We start from the raw sequence: 15,238 nt of genomic DNA, 5'->3' as shown, positions 1-15,238 counted from the left end.
TCGGACGGGAAGTGGGACCAAGACGTTCGGGAGGCCCCGAATCGGAGACAATAGCAAGATGAGCAAGAAACCCGTCAAGGATAAAGCAAACGGCGCGACGGCCAACAAGACCATCGCCCTGAACAAGCGCGCGCGCCACGAATACCACCTGGAGGACCGCTACGAGGCCGGCCTGGCCCTGCAGGGCTGGGAGGTGAAGTCGATCCGCGCCGGCCGCGCCAACATCGGTGAGAGCTACGCCTTCGTGCGCCAGGGCGAGCTGTTCCTGTTCGGCGCGCAGATCACCCCGTTGATCCAGGCCTCCACCCATGTGGTCGCCGACGACCGGCGCACGCGCAAGCTGCTGCTGCACCGGAACGAGATCGACAAGCTGATCGGCCGCGTCGAGCGCGACGGCTACACCCTCGTGCCCACCGCGATGTACTGGAGCAAGAACAAGATCAAGCTCGAGATCGCGCTGGCCAAGGGCAAGCAGGACCACGACAAGCGCAACGCGGCCAAGGACCGCGACTGGGCCCGCGACAAGCAACGGATCATGCGCCGGCACAACAAGAATGCGTGAGGGCGGGGATTTGGGATTCGGGATTGGGGATTCGCAGGGGCGGGTCCCCTGCCCGCTTCAGCTTTCCTACCCGCTTAGCCTTTTTCTGTAGGAACGGCTTCAGCCGCGACGCGGTGCCGGGATTGGGGATTGGGGAGTCGAGAGGCCGTTCCCCGGAGCACCAGCTCAGCCGCACCTGAGGAGCCGGGATGATCAGCCATCTGGCTGCTGAAAAGCAGGGGATTGGGGAGTGCGATTCGCAAGGGCGAGTCTCCCGTGCCCGTCTCAGCGCTCTTGCCCGCCTCGCCTTTTGTGTAGGAGCTGCTTCAGCCGCGACGCGGTCGGGCCGGGAGTCGGGATTCGCGAAAGCCACGTCACGGCGCACGCGCTCAGTTGCACGCGCAGCGCAGCGCAGCAATGCCGAAATTTCGGCAGTCGCAAACCCTCTTTGGCGTATCAACGCCCTTGTGGGAGCGGCTTCAGCTGCGACGCGATGAAGTCGGAATCTCGACGCGATTCGGGCGCGCCGGTGGCAGAAGACGCGCCAACCCGCTTCATGCCCTCATCCGGAAACGTTGGCATTCACCCGTCGTGGCGAAAGCAGATTCCCCGATGAAAACGATGCGGCCTGGCAACCGCCGTTGTGATCCCCCAATCCCGAATCCCGAATCCCGAGTCCAAACCTCAGCGCGTCGCGGCTGAAGCCGCTCCTACAAGGGAGACCGTGCCGCCGAGGGAACTGCTGTTGCGACTCCCCACTCCCGATTCCCCGGCTTTTCAGCAGCCGAATGGCTGATCATCCCCGCCCCGCTCACGTCCCACCAAGCATCCGCATCAAGCTCGGCAATCCGCTGCCCTGCATGTAGCGATCGCGCTGCAGGTCCAGGCACTGCGCCAGCACCAGCTGCTTGACCCGATCCGGGGCGCCGATGAACTCGCGGCGCACCGACAGGAAGGCGGCAATCAGCCCCGACACATGCGCCGCAGCCATGCTGGTGCCGCTCATCTCCACCATCCAGGTGCCCGGATCCGCGACCGCATAGCCGTGGTGGGCCGACAGGATCTTTTCGCCCGGCGCGACCAGGTCGGGCTTGTAGCGTCCATCGGCCGTGGGGCCGCGCGAGGAGAAATACGAAATGCCGTAGCTGTGCGGGCTGCTCTTGTGCACCGAGCCCACCGCCAGCGATTCCTCCAGGTTGGCCGGGTCGCCGATGCTCAGGTCCAGGTTCAGCGGATAGGCCTCGCCATCGCCCTGCATCAGCCAGGCCAGGCCGTCGTTGCCGGCCGCGATCACCACCACCACGCCCTGCCGCCACAGCCGGCGCAGTTCGTTGCACAGCGGGGTGAAGCCGCAGCCGTAGCTCTCGGCGTCGAAGTAGCCGCCCAGGCTCAGGTTGACCCCGTGCACCACCAGTTCGCCGGCGCGCTCGTTGAGTTCGGCCACCTGCTGCACGCCCTTGATGATCCACGAGTCGCGGCCGTTGCCGTCGTCGTCCAGCACCTTCAATCCGTAGAGCCGCGCCAACGGTGCCATGCCGGCGAACTGCAGCGGCGCGGTGGCCGGCACGCCCGGCAGCGGCGCCTCGCATTGCCCGGCGATGATGCCGGCCACGTGGGTGCCGTGGCCGTTGCCGTCGAGCGCATCGAAACCGGCCTCGCCCGGGCGCAGCGCGCGTGGGCGTCCGCGCTGGGTGCAGTCCCATTGGGCAAGCACGGTCGGCGGCTGCCCGGCGACGTGGAAATGCGGATGCGCCGCGGCGATGCCGCTGTCCAGCACCGCCCAGCCGATGCCGGCGCCGAGCGCGCGATAGGCCACCTGCGCCGCATCCACCTGGATCGTGCTGCGCGACTGGTAGATCAGCGCACGCTTGCCCGCATCGCGCCACAAACGCTTGAGGTTGAGGTCGCGATAGCGCTCGCGCAGGCTTTCGATCTCGAACCGGGTCAGCCGCGCCGACACGTAGCGCTGCAGGGTGTCCTCCAGTTCGATCTGCGCATCCAGCGCCTCGCCCTGCAGCCCGGTGGAGGCCTGGGTCAGCGCGCGCAGCGCCGCGATCAGCGCATGCTTGCGCTGCGCCGCATCGCCGGCATCGGACAATCGTTCGAGTTCGATCAGCACCTCGTGCCGATAGTCCGGCGCGCGCGCCTCCAACTGGTCGGACAGATCCTTGATCAGCACCGGATGCGCGATCGGCTGGTCGAAGCCCACCCCCACCGCGCGCCGCACCTCGGCCCGCACGTCGGGGATGGACAGGTAGCCGGCGGCCGAATGTGGGTTGTGCTGCCAATCCGGGTTGATCTTCGACCCGGCGATGTTCTGGAAGCGCCCGTCGGCATCGCCGATGTCGTCGCTGAGATCGTCGTCCAGGGCCACCGGGTCGCGCCGCTCGGCGACATTGACCCAGCGCGCCACGCAGGGCGGGAACGGCAGCGTCGGCGTGCCGGTCCACTCCTTGAACATGCTGCGCACCACCGGCAGGCCCAGCGGCGAGCCGAGCGTGAGCAGCAGCGAGACCTCGCAATCCTGCGGCTGCAGCTCCCGCAGCACGTCGTAGGCGATCAGCGAGCCCTGGCTGTGCGCGATCACCACGAACGGGCCGCCGCCGGCGCGGATGCGCTGCAGCAGGCTCTCGCGCATCTGCGTGCGTCGCGCCGGCACGAAGAAGAAGTCGTGCACGTCCTGCAGCAGCGCCGCGGAGATCAGCTTGAGCAACGCGCGGTTGAGCACGTCGACCACGCCTTGCGCCTGCACGTCGGCGGTTGCCGTCGCTGGCGCCGGCGCCGCCGCCTCCACTTCATCCAGCAGCTGCTGCAGCCGTGCGCGCTCGACCTCGCTGCCGGCCAAGGTATCGGCGAGCTGGCGCAGATCGGCCAGTTGCGGGGCCACGCCCAGTGCACTCAGCACGCGCTGCTCGGCCTGGTTCAACACCGGGCCGCGATCCTGATCCTGGCAATCGCCCGGTTCCGGCGACGGATAGCGTTCGCGATTGACCCAGTAGGCCATGCGCGTGCGCTCGCCCATGGCGCGGCCGAACAAGGCACGGTCCCACTGGCAACGCAGCACCTCGGCCGGCGGCTTGTTGCCAATGCCGTGGATGTAGACGACCGTGCGTGCCCGCCCCTGCGCCAGCGAGCCTTCGCCGGTGGCCTTGCGCCGCAACGCGGTGCCGGCCGGTGGCGTGGCGGCGGGCATCGCCGAGGCTGGTCTGCTGACGCTGGGAGCCGCGACGTTGGGTCGGGACGGTGCAGCGGCCCGTGCCGATGCGGGTGCCTCCGTCGCTGTCGGTGCCGGTGTCGCCGCCTTGGGCGCCTTGGCAGCACGCGCGCCACCGGCTGTCGTCTTGCGCGCTGCCGCTCTCGGCTTGGCGGCGGATGTCGCCGGCGGCTTGCCCGGCGTGGACCCAGAGGACGTGACGGGTGCCTTCGGCGCGGACCCGCTGCTGCGGCCACGCGGCTGTCTGCTTGCCATTGCGTTGCTCCATGCTGGGGGGACCGCGGCGCCGCAGGGCCAGCACCGCAGTGAAGCCAGCTTAAGCGCGGTCTGTCGCAAGACTTGTGACTGCCCTCCCCGATCCCTACACTGTGCGGTGTCAGCGTTTGACGTTGTCCCCGGGGGTGCACTGGTTTCGACGGGGGTTGCAAAATCGCTTGGCGCATGCCGAGGGGGCAGCTTTCCTCGTAAATCCAGCCGCAAACTTATAGTTGCCAACGACGACAACTACGCACTGGCCGCTTAAGGCCTAGCCCCGAAATCGCTTGTGTCCGTGCTCGCGACGTAGGGTCATTATCACGGAATCGCCGGTGGTGGCTGCCTGTCAGCCATTGGCTAAATCAAGCAGGCTGGTCCCGGGATGCGCTTCGCACATCGTGCTGTTCCGGGATGAGATCCAACGATGAGCTAAGCATGTAGTGCCGGGGATGGAGTGCCTTCGGACGGCGGTTCGATTCCGCCCACCTCCACCATTCGAAACCCCTGATTCGTCAGGGGTTTTTTATTGTCCCGCGTTCGGTGCTTGGGACGCGCCACCGCGCGACTGGCGGTGCCCGCACCCCGCAATTCCCCAACGCTTCGCACGGGTAGCACGATGCTCCACCATGTTTCGTTTGGCGTCCGCGATCTTGCCGTGGCAGGCGCGTTCTACGATGCCGCGCTGCGGCCGTTGGGCTACCTGCGCGTGTTCGAAGACGAGACCGCGATTGGATATGGCATCGCCGAGGGCAGCGACGATCTGTTCTGCCTAAAACTGCATGACCACGCCACAGCGCCGGGACCCGGCTTCCATCTGGCGTTCGCCGCGGCAACGCAGTTGCAGGTGGACGCGTTCCACCGCGCCGCACTGCAGGCCGGCGGTCACGACAATGGCGCACCCGGCCTCCGCCATGACTACGGAGATGCCTACTACGCTGCCTTCGTGGTCGACCCGGATGGGCACCGCGTCGAAGCGGTCTTCAACCCACTGAGCAGCTAGGTCGGCAACACGACTCCGGGTCCATTGCACGGCCCCCATCGGTTCGCAGATGGCAGGCATCCAAACCCGCGGCAAAGTCGGCGGCAATGGACCTCGCCAGTGCGGGACGTGCCTCAGATCCGAGATGCTGCCCGTGCGCTGTAGAGGTCGGTAGCGAGCCGCGCACTTCGACCGCGCTGCGCGAAACGCAAAACGCAAACGCACCGGCAGGTGGGATGCCTGCCGGTGCGCGAAGAAAGTGGTCCAGCCGCGGATGCCTGCATCCTTGAAGCAGCCCCAGGCATCGCCCCGGCCGCACAGCTGGTAGGCGCATCATGCGTGGGCACCCGTTACGCCGGCGTCCTCGAGGCGTTGCGGAATGATGTCGGCAGCGTCGTGGCCGCGCGATGAGAGGAGATGGCGCACGCGAGTTCGCGGATTGCCGCGATCGCGCCACCACGACAATGCAAGCAATCTCGCCACCGCAGTGACGCACCGACATGCCCGTCACCGCCGGCCTGTACGGTGAGGCTACCCTCCCTCATTCGGACTACTTGCCATGCCATTGACCCAGGAACAACTGCGCATCCTGCAGGACATCCACGCCACCAAGCCGGTCAGCGAGGCAGAGGCGACCTGGGCGGTGCGCGAGGACTATGCGGCGCAAGGCGAGGACGGCGATCTCGCGCTGAGCCAGAAGGGGCTCAAGGCCATCGACGGTAGCGAAGCCTAGCCCATCCCTGGCGAGCCAGCGCGCTGATCCCGCCCGCGCCGGCAACGCCACCGGGCCGCATGCGCGGCGGCGCCGCGGCGGCTTCGCACATCGATTTGCGCATCGCCGTTTTGACGCGACCGCGGGTACGCCTTGCGCAGCGCGGCTGACCTTGCCCGCCCCTCATCCGGCGCCGCGCGCAACCTTCTGCCAGAGGCAGAAGGCAGCAGGGGCGCGCGTCTTTGCGCGGCCCTGCCCTAGCCGCCGCAACCAGACCCAGCCGGCGCGTGGCGCGGGCGCTCGGCGCGACGCCGGTCGCTGCGTCAATGCGATGCCGTCGCGGCGCGCAAGGTGTCGGCAATTCCAGTGTCCCGTGTTCAGCATCGGGATGCGCACCACAGAAGAGCTTCAGGCATGGAACTTGCCTATGTCATCGCAACATTCCTCCGCCATCCTGACGTCGCCATGTTCGTCGCCCGCCCCAGTCCACCCGCCCGCCATGATCGTGCGCCGTGCCGGAGCGCCTCTCCGTGAGCGCGGGCTTGACCCTGCGCCGGCACTTCCGGCTCGGCATCATCAAGGTTCTCGGCCCCTCCACGGCCGGGGTGCTGCTGCTGTTCGCGCTCTACCAGATCGCGATCGGCGCGCCGTTCACCGCGCTGGCCGGCGCCGCCCTGGCCGGCTTGGCCGCCCTGGCGACCTGGCTGGCCCTGCATCGCAGCGACGGCCGCATGGATCCGTTGCTGTCGCTGAGCTGGCTGCTGGGCAGCGCCCTGGCCTGCCATGTGCTGCGCCATGCCGCGGTGCCGTGGCTGTACCTGGTGATGATGAGCAACTTCTTCGCGGTCACGCGCAATGTCGCCTTGGCCTGCAACGCGACCCTGATCGCGGTGCTGCTGGTGGTCACCCCGAGCACGCTGGGTGCCGAGCATTTCTTCTCGATGCTGGCGGTGTCGCTGCTGATCACCGGGCTGGGCTATATGCTGGCGTTGCGGCTGGAGGGCGATCGCGTGCAACTGGAGCAGCTGGCCTCGCACGACTCGCTGACCGGGCTGCCGAACCGCCGCATGCTCGAGCGCAGCCTGTCGCAACGGGTGGCCGATCCACGCCGGGCGACCCGCCGGCATGGGTTGATCGTGCTCGACATCGATCACTTCAAGGAGGTCAACAACCTCTACGGCCATGCCGAGGGCGATCGGGTGCTGGTCGACCTGGCCACGTTGCTGCGCGCGCAGGTGCGCGCGCCGGACGAGGTGTTCCGGTTCGGCGGCGAGGAGTTCGTGGTGGTGGCGCGGCTGCAGTCCGCGACCGAACTGTCGGCCTTCGCCAGGCGCCTGCACGATGCCGCGCGCACGGCGCTGCGCGGCCCCAACGGCACCATCACCGTGTCGCTGGGCGCGGCGATGCTGTGCGACGAAGCGCAATGGCACGACTGGTTCTCGCGCGCCGACACCGCGCTGTACCAGGCCAAGAACAACGGACGCGACCGCTACGTGATCGCCGAGGACGTGGCGCAGGACTGAGCGGCGGGCACCGGCAGCAGACGCGGCGCGATCCGGTCCGGCAGCCGTCACCAGCCTCCGTAGGAGCGGCTTTCAGCCGCGACAGGCTACACCGGGAACGCCCGTCGCGGCTGAAGCCGCTCCTACAGGAAACCCCGCATCGGCCTGATGCTGACAAAAAGCAGATGAAGTGAGGTGCCGAGAAGGCCACGGTGCGTGCAGGCGGCCAGCACCGCGGCCTTTGCGGCCTACAACTCAACGCGACTGCACCGCAGACGCCGCCCCCGCGGTGGTCGCAACGTCCCTGCTGCCGGCGTCCGTGCCCGCATCTTGGCCCCAGCCGCCCAGCGCCTTGTACACCCGCACCACGCCGATGTTCACCGCCGCTTCGGCGTCGGCCAGGTCGGCCTCGGCGGTGAGTTGCGTGCGCTGCGCATCGAGCAGGGTCAGGAAATCCTCCGAGCCTTCGCGGTAGCGGATTTGCGCCAGCGCCTCGGCGCGCTGCGCGGCCTGCGTCTGTTCGGCCACGATCGCCAGCCGTGCCTGTTCGTGGGCGTAGGCGGTCAAGGCGTTCTCGGTGTCCTCCAGCGCGCCGAGCACCGCCTTCTCGTAGTCGGCGGCGGCGCCGTCGGCCTGCGCTTCGCTCGCGCGCAGGCGCGCCCGCACGCTGCCCATGTCGAATGCCGCCCACTGGATCGACGGGGTCAGCGACCAGGCCTTGCTGCGGCCGTGCAGCAGGGCACCGGCATCGCCAGACAGGAAGCCGACGAAGCCGGACAGGCTGATCCGCGGGAACAGGTCGGCGGTGGCCACGCCGACCCGCGCAGTCGCTGCCGCCAGGCGACGTTCGGCGCTGCGCACGTCGGGACGCCGGCGCAGCAACTGCGTGGTGTCGCCTAGCGGCAGGGCCCGCGCGTAAGCCGGGGTCGGCTGCGGCGCCAGCAGCGCATCGAGCGCGCCTGGCGGCTTGCCCAGCAGCACCGCCAGCCGGTGCCGCGCCTGCGCGGCGTCGACTTCCAACAGCGGGATATCGGCCTCGATCGCCTTCAGCCGTGCGCGACTGCTCTGCACGTCCAGTTCGCTGCCCGCGCCCAGCCGCCAGCGGGTCTCGGTCAGCCGCTGGGTATCGCGCAGGTTGTCCAGCGTGGTGCGCGCCAGGGCGATGCGCTTCTGCGTGCCGCGCAGGGCGAAGTAGTTGCGCGCCACCTCCGCGGCCACGGTGACCTGGGCGTCGGCCAAGCCGGCCTGTTCGGCCTCCAGATCCGCACGCGCGGCCTCGCTGGCACGGCGCTGGCGCCCGAACAGGTCCAGCTCCCAGCCGGCATCGAAGCCGAGCCTGTAGCTCTCGGTCAGCACGCGCGCGCCGCCGGCATCGGCGTCCGGCGCCTTGCCGCGGGTGTAGTCGCCGCCGGCGGTCACGTGCGGCGCCTGGTCCAGGCGCTGCTCGGCGAAGACGGCGCGTGCCTCGTGCACACGCGCCAGGGCGATGCGCAGGTCCAGGTTGGCGACCAGACCGTCGTGTACCAGTTGCTCCAGCACCGGATCGTCGAACTGCGCCCACCAGGACGCGACCGGCGAATCCGTTGCGAACACCGGCGACGCCGCGCCCTGCAGCGTCACCGCCGGCTGCGCCGGTGCGTGATAGTCGGGGCCGACGCTGGCGCAGGCGCTGAGCAGCGCCAACGCCAGCGCGCCAAGTGCGGGCCGGATCACCATGGCAGCACCTGTCCGACATGGGTGTAGCTGCCGGTGGGGCCATCGGCATCGAGCAGCGCCATCATCACGCTGCTGCGCGCGCCGTCGGCCACCTCCAGCTCGCCCTCGCCCGCGTTCATGTCGGTCTTCACGTAGCCGGGGTGGATGGTGTTGACCTTGATCGGGGTCTCGCGCAGTTCGTAGGCCAACTGGATGGTCCAGGCATTCACCGCGCTCTTGGACACGTTGTACGCCGGTACCTTGAAGTCGTAGATCGGCGAGCCCGGCTGGCTGTGCAGCGTCAGCGAGCCGAGCAGGCTGGAGACGTTGACGATGCGCGCGGCCGGCGCTTCCCGCAGCAGCGGCAGGAACGCCTGGGTGACCGCGATCAGGCCGAACAGGTTGGTGTCGAAGGTCTCGCGCCAGGACTCCAGCGACTGCTGCGACACGCTCAGGCGCAGGTCGTCGCGCAGGATGCCGGCGTTGTTGACCAGGATGTCCAGCCGGCCGTGGCGTGCGCGCACCGTCTCCACCGCCGCGGCGATGCTGGCGGCGTCGGTGACGTCCAGGGTCAGCGGCTCGACCGGCAGGCCCTCGCCCTGCAGTTCCAGGGCCGCGGCGCTGGCGCGGGTGGCATCGCGCCCGGCCAGCAGGGTGTGCACGCCGGCCTCGGCCAGTTGCCGCACGGTATGCAGGCCGATGCCGCGGGTGGCGCCGGTGACCAGGGCGATCTTGTGTGCTGCGTTCATTGCGAAACTCCTGAGAAGAAGGGGAAAAGGATCAGCCGTGCGCCGGCGCGTCGGCGTGGGCCGGCGCATGCGAGACCAGCGGTCGCCCGGCCAGCTTGCGCAGGGCGACATAGAACACGGGGGTGAGGAACAGACCGAACAGGGTCACGCCCAGCATGCCGGCGAACACGGTGATGCCGGTGGCAGAGCGCACTTCCGCGCCCGCGCCATGCGAGAACACCAGCGGCACGGTGCCGGCGATGAAGGCGATGGAAGTCATCACGATCGGGCGCAGGCGCAGGCGGCAGGCCTGCAGCGCCGATTCGACGATGCCCTTGCCCTGCAGCTCCAGCTCGCGGGCGAACTCGACGATCAGGATCGCGTTCTTGCACGCCAGGCCCATCAGCACTACCAGGCCGACCTGCACGAACACGTTGTTGTCGCCGCCGCTCAACCACACCCCGAACAACGCCGACAGCAGGGTCATCGGCACGATCAGGATCACCGCCAGCGGCAGCGTCCAGCTCTCGTACAACGCGGCCAGCACCAGGAACGCCAGCAGCACCGCCAGCGGGAACACCACCAGCGCCGCATTGCCCTGGGTGGCCTGCTGGTAGCTCAGGTCGGTCCACTCGATCTCCATGCCGTTGGGCAGCACCTGCTTGGCGATCTGGGTGATCTTGGCCATCGCCTCGGCCGAGGACAGCGATCGCGCATCCGCTTCGCCGGCCAGGTCGGCGGCCGGATAGCCGTTGTAGCGCAGCACCGGGTCCGGGCCGTAGGTCTGCTTGATCGTCACCATCGAGCCGATCGGCACCATCTCGCCCTGGGCGTTGCGGGTGCGCAGCCGGGCGATGTCCTCCACGCTCTCGCGGAACGGCGCATCGGCCTGGGCGATCACCTGCCAGGTGCGGCCGAACTGGTTGAAGTCGTTGACGTAGGTCGAGCCCAGGTAGGTCTGCAAGGTATCGAACAGATCGGTCAGGGCCACGCCCTGGGCCTTGGCCTTGACCCGGTCGACTTCGGCGTCGAGCTGCGGCACGTTGGCCTGGTAGGTACCGATCGGGAAGCTCATGCCCGGGGTCTGCGCCACCGCACCCTGCATGGCACTGACCGCGTTCTGCAGCGCACCGTAGCCGAGGTTGGCGCGGTCCTCGATGAACAACTGGTAGCCGTTGCCGTTGCCCAGGCCGAGGATCGGCGGCGGCATGAAGGCGAACGACATGCCCTCGCCCAGCTGCGCGATGCGCTGGTTGATCTCGGCATTGATTTCCAGCGCGCTGCGGTGGCGCTCGGCGAACGGCTTCAGCGGCAGGAACACCACACCGGTGTTGGGCGTGTTGGTGAACTGCAGCGCGTTGAGGCCCGGGAACGAGATCGCATGGGCCACGCCGTCGGTCTGCATGGCGATGGTGGCGACCTTGCGCAGCATCGCGTCGGTGCGCTCGATCGACGCGCCTTCCGGCAGCTTGACGCCGGCGATCAGATACATCTTGTCCTGGGTCGGGATGAAGCCGCCCGGCACCGCCTTGAACATCAGTCCGGTGACCAGCAGCAGTGCCACGTACACCGCGAACACCGCGCCGCGGCGGCCGAGGATGCGCGACACCGCGCCCTGGTAGCGGTCGGAACTGCGATGGAAGAAGCGGTTGAACGGACGGAACAGCCAGCCGCCGAACAGCCGCTCCATGCCGCGCGACAGGCGGTCCTTGGGTGCGTCGTGGCCTTGCAGCAGGCGCGCGGCCAGCGCCGGCGACAGGGTCAGCGAATTGATCGCCGAAATCACCGTGGAGATGGCGATGGTCACCGCGAACTGCTTGTAGAACTGCCCGGTCACCCCGGACAGGAACGCCATCGGCACGAACACCGCGCACAGCACCAGCGCGATCGCGATGATCGGGCCGGACACCTCGCGCATGGCCTGGTGCGCGGCCGCCAGCGGGGTCAGCCCCTCCTCGATGTTGCGCTCCACGTTCTCCACCACCACGATCGCATCGTCGACCACGATGCCGATTGCCAGCACCAGCCCGAACAGGGTCAGCGTGTTGATCGAGAAGCCCAGCAGGTACAGCGCGGCGAAGGTGCCGACCACCGACACCGGCACCGCGATCAGCGGGATGATCGAGGCACGCCAGGTCTGCAGGAACAGGATCACCACCAGCACCACCAGCAGCACCGCCTCCAGCAGGGTGTGGACCACCGCGCTGATCGAGTCGCGCACGAAGATGGTGGTGTCGTACACCGCCTCATACTTCACGTCGTCCGGGAACTGCTTGGTCAGTTCGTCCATCTTGGCGATGACCTGATCGCGGATCTGCAGCGCGTTGGCGCCCGGCGCCTGGAAGATGCCGATGCCGACCGCGTTCTTGCCGTCCAGCTGCGCGCGCAGGGTGTAGTCGCCGGCTCCCAGTTGCAGGCGCGCGACGTCGGACAGGCGCACGGTTTGCCCGTCGGCGCCGACCTTGAGCACGATGTCGCCGAACTCCTGTTCGGTGCGCAGGCGGCCCTGCGCGTTGATCAGGGTCAGGAACTTGCTCTCGGGCATGGGCTCGGCGCCGAGCTGGCCGGCGGAGACCTGCACGTTCTGCTCGCGCATCGCCGCAACCACGTCGCTGGCGGTGAGTCCGCGCGCGGCCACCCGCTCCGGGTCCAGCCAGGCGCGCATCGCGTAGTCGCCGCCGCCGAACACCTGCGCATCGCCCACGCCCTGGATCCGCGCCAGCGCGTCCTTGACGTGCAGGCGCGCGTAGTTGCGCAGGTACAGGGTGTCGTACTTGCCCTTGGGCGAGGTCAGGTGCACCACCATCAGGAAGGTGGGCGACTGCTTCTGCGTGGTCACGCCCTGCCGGCGCACGTCCTCGGGCAGGCGCGCCTGTGCCTGCGCCACGCGGTTCTGCACCTTGACCGCGGCATCGTCCGGATCGGTGCCCGGGCGGAAGGTCACGGTCATCTGCAGCACGCCGTCGGAGCCGGCGACCGACTTGATATACATCATGTTCTCCACGCCATTGATCGCTTCCTCCAGCGGCGTGGCGACGGTCTCGGCGATGACCTTGGGGTTGGCGCCCGGATACACCGTGCGCACCACCACCGAGGGCGGCACCACATCCGGGTACTCGCCGATGGGCAGCAGCGGGATGGCGATCAGGCCCGCGGCGAAAATGACGATCGACAGCACGGCGGCGAAGATCGGCCGGTCGATGAAGAATCTGGAAAAGTCCATGGGTGGTGGTCCTGGAAACGGATGAAACGGGGGGCCGGGCGCGGACGCAGGCATGCCGGTGGCGACGCCGGGCCGTTGCGGGCCCGGCGGGTACGGCCGGCACGACTCGGCCGGTGATGCGTCGACGCCCGCGACTCAGTCGAGGGCGACGGCCTGGCGCGGTGCGGTCGGGGACGTGGTCGGCGCGATGGGCTTGGCCTGCACCGGCATGCCGGGCATGAACACCTTCTGCACGCCGTCGACGATGACCTTGTCGCCGGCGGACAGGCCGCTCTGCACGATGCGCAGGCCCTCGGCGCTGCGGCCGAGCTGCACGTCGCGCCGCTGCGCCTTGCCGTCCTTGTCGACCACGTAGACGTACTTGCGGTCCTGGTCGGTGAGCACCGCGCGGTCGTCGATCAGCACCGCGTCGAAGCGGCCGCTGCCGAGCAGCCGCACCCGCGCGAACAGGCCCGGGGTGAAGCGGCGGTCGGCGTTGTCCAGCAGCGCGCGCACGTGGATGGTGCCAGTGCTGCGCACCAGCTGGTTGTCGAGGAAATCGACCTTGCCGGCATGCGGATAGCCGTCCTCGCCGACCAGGCCGACCTGCACCGGCAGGCCACCGTCGCGCTCGCTCGGGCGCTGGCCGTCGCGCGCCATCTGCGCATAGCGCAGGAAGGTGCCTTCGTCGGCGTCGAAGTACACGTGCACCTTGTCCAGCGACACCAGCGTGGTCAGCACGCTGGCGCTGTCGCCGGCGCTGACCAGGTTGCCGGCAGTGACCATCGCGCGGCCGGCGCGGCCGTCGATCGGCGCGCGCACCTGGGTCCATTCCAGGTTGAGGCGTGCGCTGTCCACTGCCGCCTGCGCGGCCAGCACGTCGGCCTGTGCCTGCTCGGCGGCGGCGCGCCGCTGTTCCCAGCTCTCGGTGGAGATGGCCTGCTGTTCGGACAGGGTCTTGGCACGCGCAGCCTCGCTGGCGCTGAGCTTGGCCTGGGTGCGTGCGCGCGCCAGGTCGGCCTCGGCGCGGGCCAGTTCGGCGCGATAGCTGCGCGCGTCGATGGTGAACAGCACATCGCCCTTCTTCACCTCCTGCCCTTCGACGTAGTTGACCTTGTCGATGTAGCCGGACACGCGCGGGCGCAGGTCCACGTGTTCGACCGCCTCGACACGGCCGCTGAACTCGTCCCACTGACTGATCTGCTTCTGCAGCGCGGGCGCCACGCCCACGCTCGGCGGCGGCGGCGCGCCCTGTTCGTTGGCCTGGCTGCCGCAGGCGGCGAGCGTGGCGACCAGCAGCGCCACCGCCAGCGGGCGCAGGGCGCCCGGCAGCAGGCGCGACGGCATCGGAATCGGATTCATGGAGAGACCTCGTGGGTGGAGAAGGAAAACGGCAAGGCGTTGAGCAGCGCGCTGCGCGGACGCGCGACATGGCGGCGATCGATTTCGACCAGCGCGCGGTCCGGCCGCTGCGGATCGGCAAGCAGGTGGACCACGGCGCGGCCAACACCGAGGGTGGTGAACCAGTCCGGGCAATCGCCGATGGCGTCGTCGCTGCGGCACACCGGCTCGGACAGCGACAGCAGGTGCACGTGCACGCCCAGCGGCTTGGCTTCCTCGTGCAGCACCTGGGCGAGCATGCGGATCGCCGCTGACGCCACCGAACTGTCGCCATGCCCGGACCAGGCGCGCAGCGCGCAGGGACTACCCAACAGGACGTAGCGGCCGCCGCGCGGATGCTCGGCCAGCAGCGGCAGCAGATGCCGGGCCGCGGCCAGGTGCGGCAGCAGGTCGGCATCCAGGCGCTTGCGCAGCGCGCTCAGCGGCCGCTCCAGCAGGCGCCCGGGGCGCAGCGGACTGCCCAAAGCGGCGACCACCGCGGCCAACGGCCGCGGCCGCTGCGCGACCTCGCCCACCAACGCCGCGGCGGCCGCGTCGGTGGCAACCGAACCGCACAGCACGTCCAGGCCGGGCTCGTCGCGGTGACGATCGCGCAGCGCCGCGAGCCGGGCGCGGTCGCGGGCCACCGCCAGCACCGGGCTGCCCGCCTCCAGCAGCGCCTGCACCACGCCCTGCCCGACCGTGCCGCTGCCGCCGAGGACTAGGACCTCGGGGGCCAACATCCCGCTCACGGGACTTTTCCTCCCGCCGACGGGACAATCGCGATGCGGCCCAGCCGGTCGTTGCCGGACGCGCCCAGGCGCAAACTGCTGCCGCCCTGGCGCCGCGGCGGCGGCGTGAACTCGCGAAACGCTTTCGGATAAGGGGATTGCGCCGATGCCGCGGGCGCAGAACGGCGCCGCAGCTGGCGATCGGGGCAGGCGAAAAACTGGAACAGGGTGCGCATCGACATGGGCAAAGACCGTCGGTGATGGCGAATGCGGACAAATTAGGCGCCAAAGCCGCACTT

Annotated in this window: 11 protein-coding genes and 1 other RNA gene; 5 read left to right on the top strand and 7 right to left on the bottom strand. The window is 69.1% G+C overall.

Features of this window, described 5'->3' with window-relative positions:
* The first annotated feature begins 58 nt into the window (after positions 1-58).
* A complete protein-coding gene (gene smpB, locus FHR56_RS03950; RefSeq protein WP_017908548.1) occupies positions 59-562 on the top strand; it encodes an SsrA-binding protein SmpB in 504 nt (167 codons plus the stop codon).
* A gap of 790 nt (positions 563-1,352) precedes the next feature.
* On the opposite strand, the gene FHR56_RS03945 is transcribed toward smpB, so the two are convergent.
* Positions 1,353-3,602 (bottom strand): S8 family peptidase, encoded by a 2,250-nt coding sequence (locus tag FHR56_RS03945; RefSeq protein WP_160946067.1) that lies wholly within the window; start codon positions 3,600-3,602, stop codon positions 1,353-1,355.
* Positions 3,603-4,152: 550 nt separating this feature from the next.
* On the opposite strand from FHR56_RS03945, the gene ssrA reads away from it, so the two are divergent.
* The 4 genes from ssrA (at position 4,153) to FHR56_RS03925 (ending at position 7,224) form a co-directional block, all read left to right on the top strand.
* Positions 4,153-4,504: a transfer-messenger RNA gene (gene ssrA / locus FHR56_RS03940) on the top strand.
* 122 nt (positions 4,505-4,626) lie between these two features.
* Positions 4,627-5,010, top strand: coding sequence for a VOC family protein (locus FHR56_RS03935; protein WP_160946066.1), 384 nt, complete (start codon positions 4,627-4,629; stop codon positions 5,008-5,010).
* Between the two features lie 538 nt (positions 5,011-5,548).
* Entirely contained in the window at positions 5,549-5,722 is a 174-nt protein-coding gene (locus FHR56_RS03930; protein ID WP_184502406.1) for a hypothetical protein, read from the top strand.
* Positions 5,723-6,231: 509 nt separating this feature from the next.
* Positions 6,232-7,224 (top strand): GGDEF domain-containing protein, encoded by a 993-nt coding sequence (locus FHR56_RS03925; RefSeq protein ID WP_184502405.1) that lies wholly within the window; start codon positions 6,232-6,234, stop codon positions 7,222-7,224.
* A 234-nt stretch (positions 7,225-7,458) separates the two neighbouring features.
* Here the strand turns inward: FHR56_RS03925 and FHR56_RS03920 are convergent, their stop codons facing one another.
* The 6 genes from FHR56_RS03920 to FHR56_RS03895 form a co-directional block, all read right to left on the bottom strand.
* Positions 7,459-8,919: an efflux transporter outer membrane subunit gene (locus tag FHR56_RS03920; protein WP_160946027.1), complete on the bottom strand. Its 1,461-nt coding sequence runs from the start codon at positions 8,917-8,919 to the stop codon at positions 7,459-7,461.
* Entirely contained in the window at positions 8,913-9,647 is a 735-nt protein-coding gene (locus FHR56_RS03915) for an SDR family oxidoreductase (RefSeq protein WP_010344281.1), read from the bottom strand. The genes FHR56_RS03920 and FHR56_RS03915 overlap by 7 nt, the downstream gene beginning before the upstream one ends.
* A 31-nt stretch (positions 9,648-9,678) precedes the next feature.
* On the bottom strand, positions 9,679-12,849 hold the full coding sequence (locus tag FHR56_RS03910; RefSeq protein ID WP_160946026.1) for a multidrug efflux RND transporter permease subunit: 3,171 nt from the start codon (positions 12,847-12,849) through the stop codon (positions 9,679-9,681).
* A gap of 135 nt (positions 12,850-12,984) precedes the next feature.
* Positions 12,985-14,190 (bottom strand): efflux RND transporter periplasmic adaptor subunit, encoded by a 1,206-nt coding sequence (locus tag FHR56_RS03905; RefSeq protein ID WP_160946025.1) that lies wholly within the window; start codon positions 14,188-14,190, stop codon positions 12,985-12,987.
* A complete protein-coding gene (locus FHR56_RS03900) occupies positions 14,187-14,960 on the bottom strand; it encodes an SDR family oxidoreductase (RefSeq protein ID WP_184502404.1) in 774 nt (257 codons plus the stop codon). The genes FHR56_RS03905 and FHR56_RS03900 overlap by 4 nt, the downstream gene beginning before the upstream one ends.
* Positions 14,957-15,181 (bottom strand): hypothetical protein, encoded by a 225-nt coding sequence (locus FHR56_RS03895; protein ID WP_160946024.1) that lies wholly within the window; start codon positions 15,179-15,181, stop codon positions 14,957-14,959. The genes FHR56_RS03900 and FHR56_RS03895 overlap by 4 nt, the downstream gene beginning before the upstream one ends.
* Positions 15,182-15,238 lie beyond the last annotated feature (57 nt).

Origin of the sequence: Xanthomonas sp. F10, from assembly GCF_014206815.1 — a bacterium.
Lineage (GTDB): Bacteria > Pseudomonadota > Gammaproteobacteria > Xanthomonadales > Xanthomonadaceae > Xanthomonas_A > Xanthomonas_A indica.
This window is presented reverse-complemented; position numbering and strand designations above follow the sequence as displayed.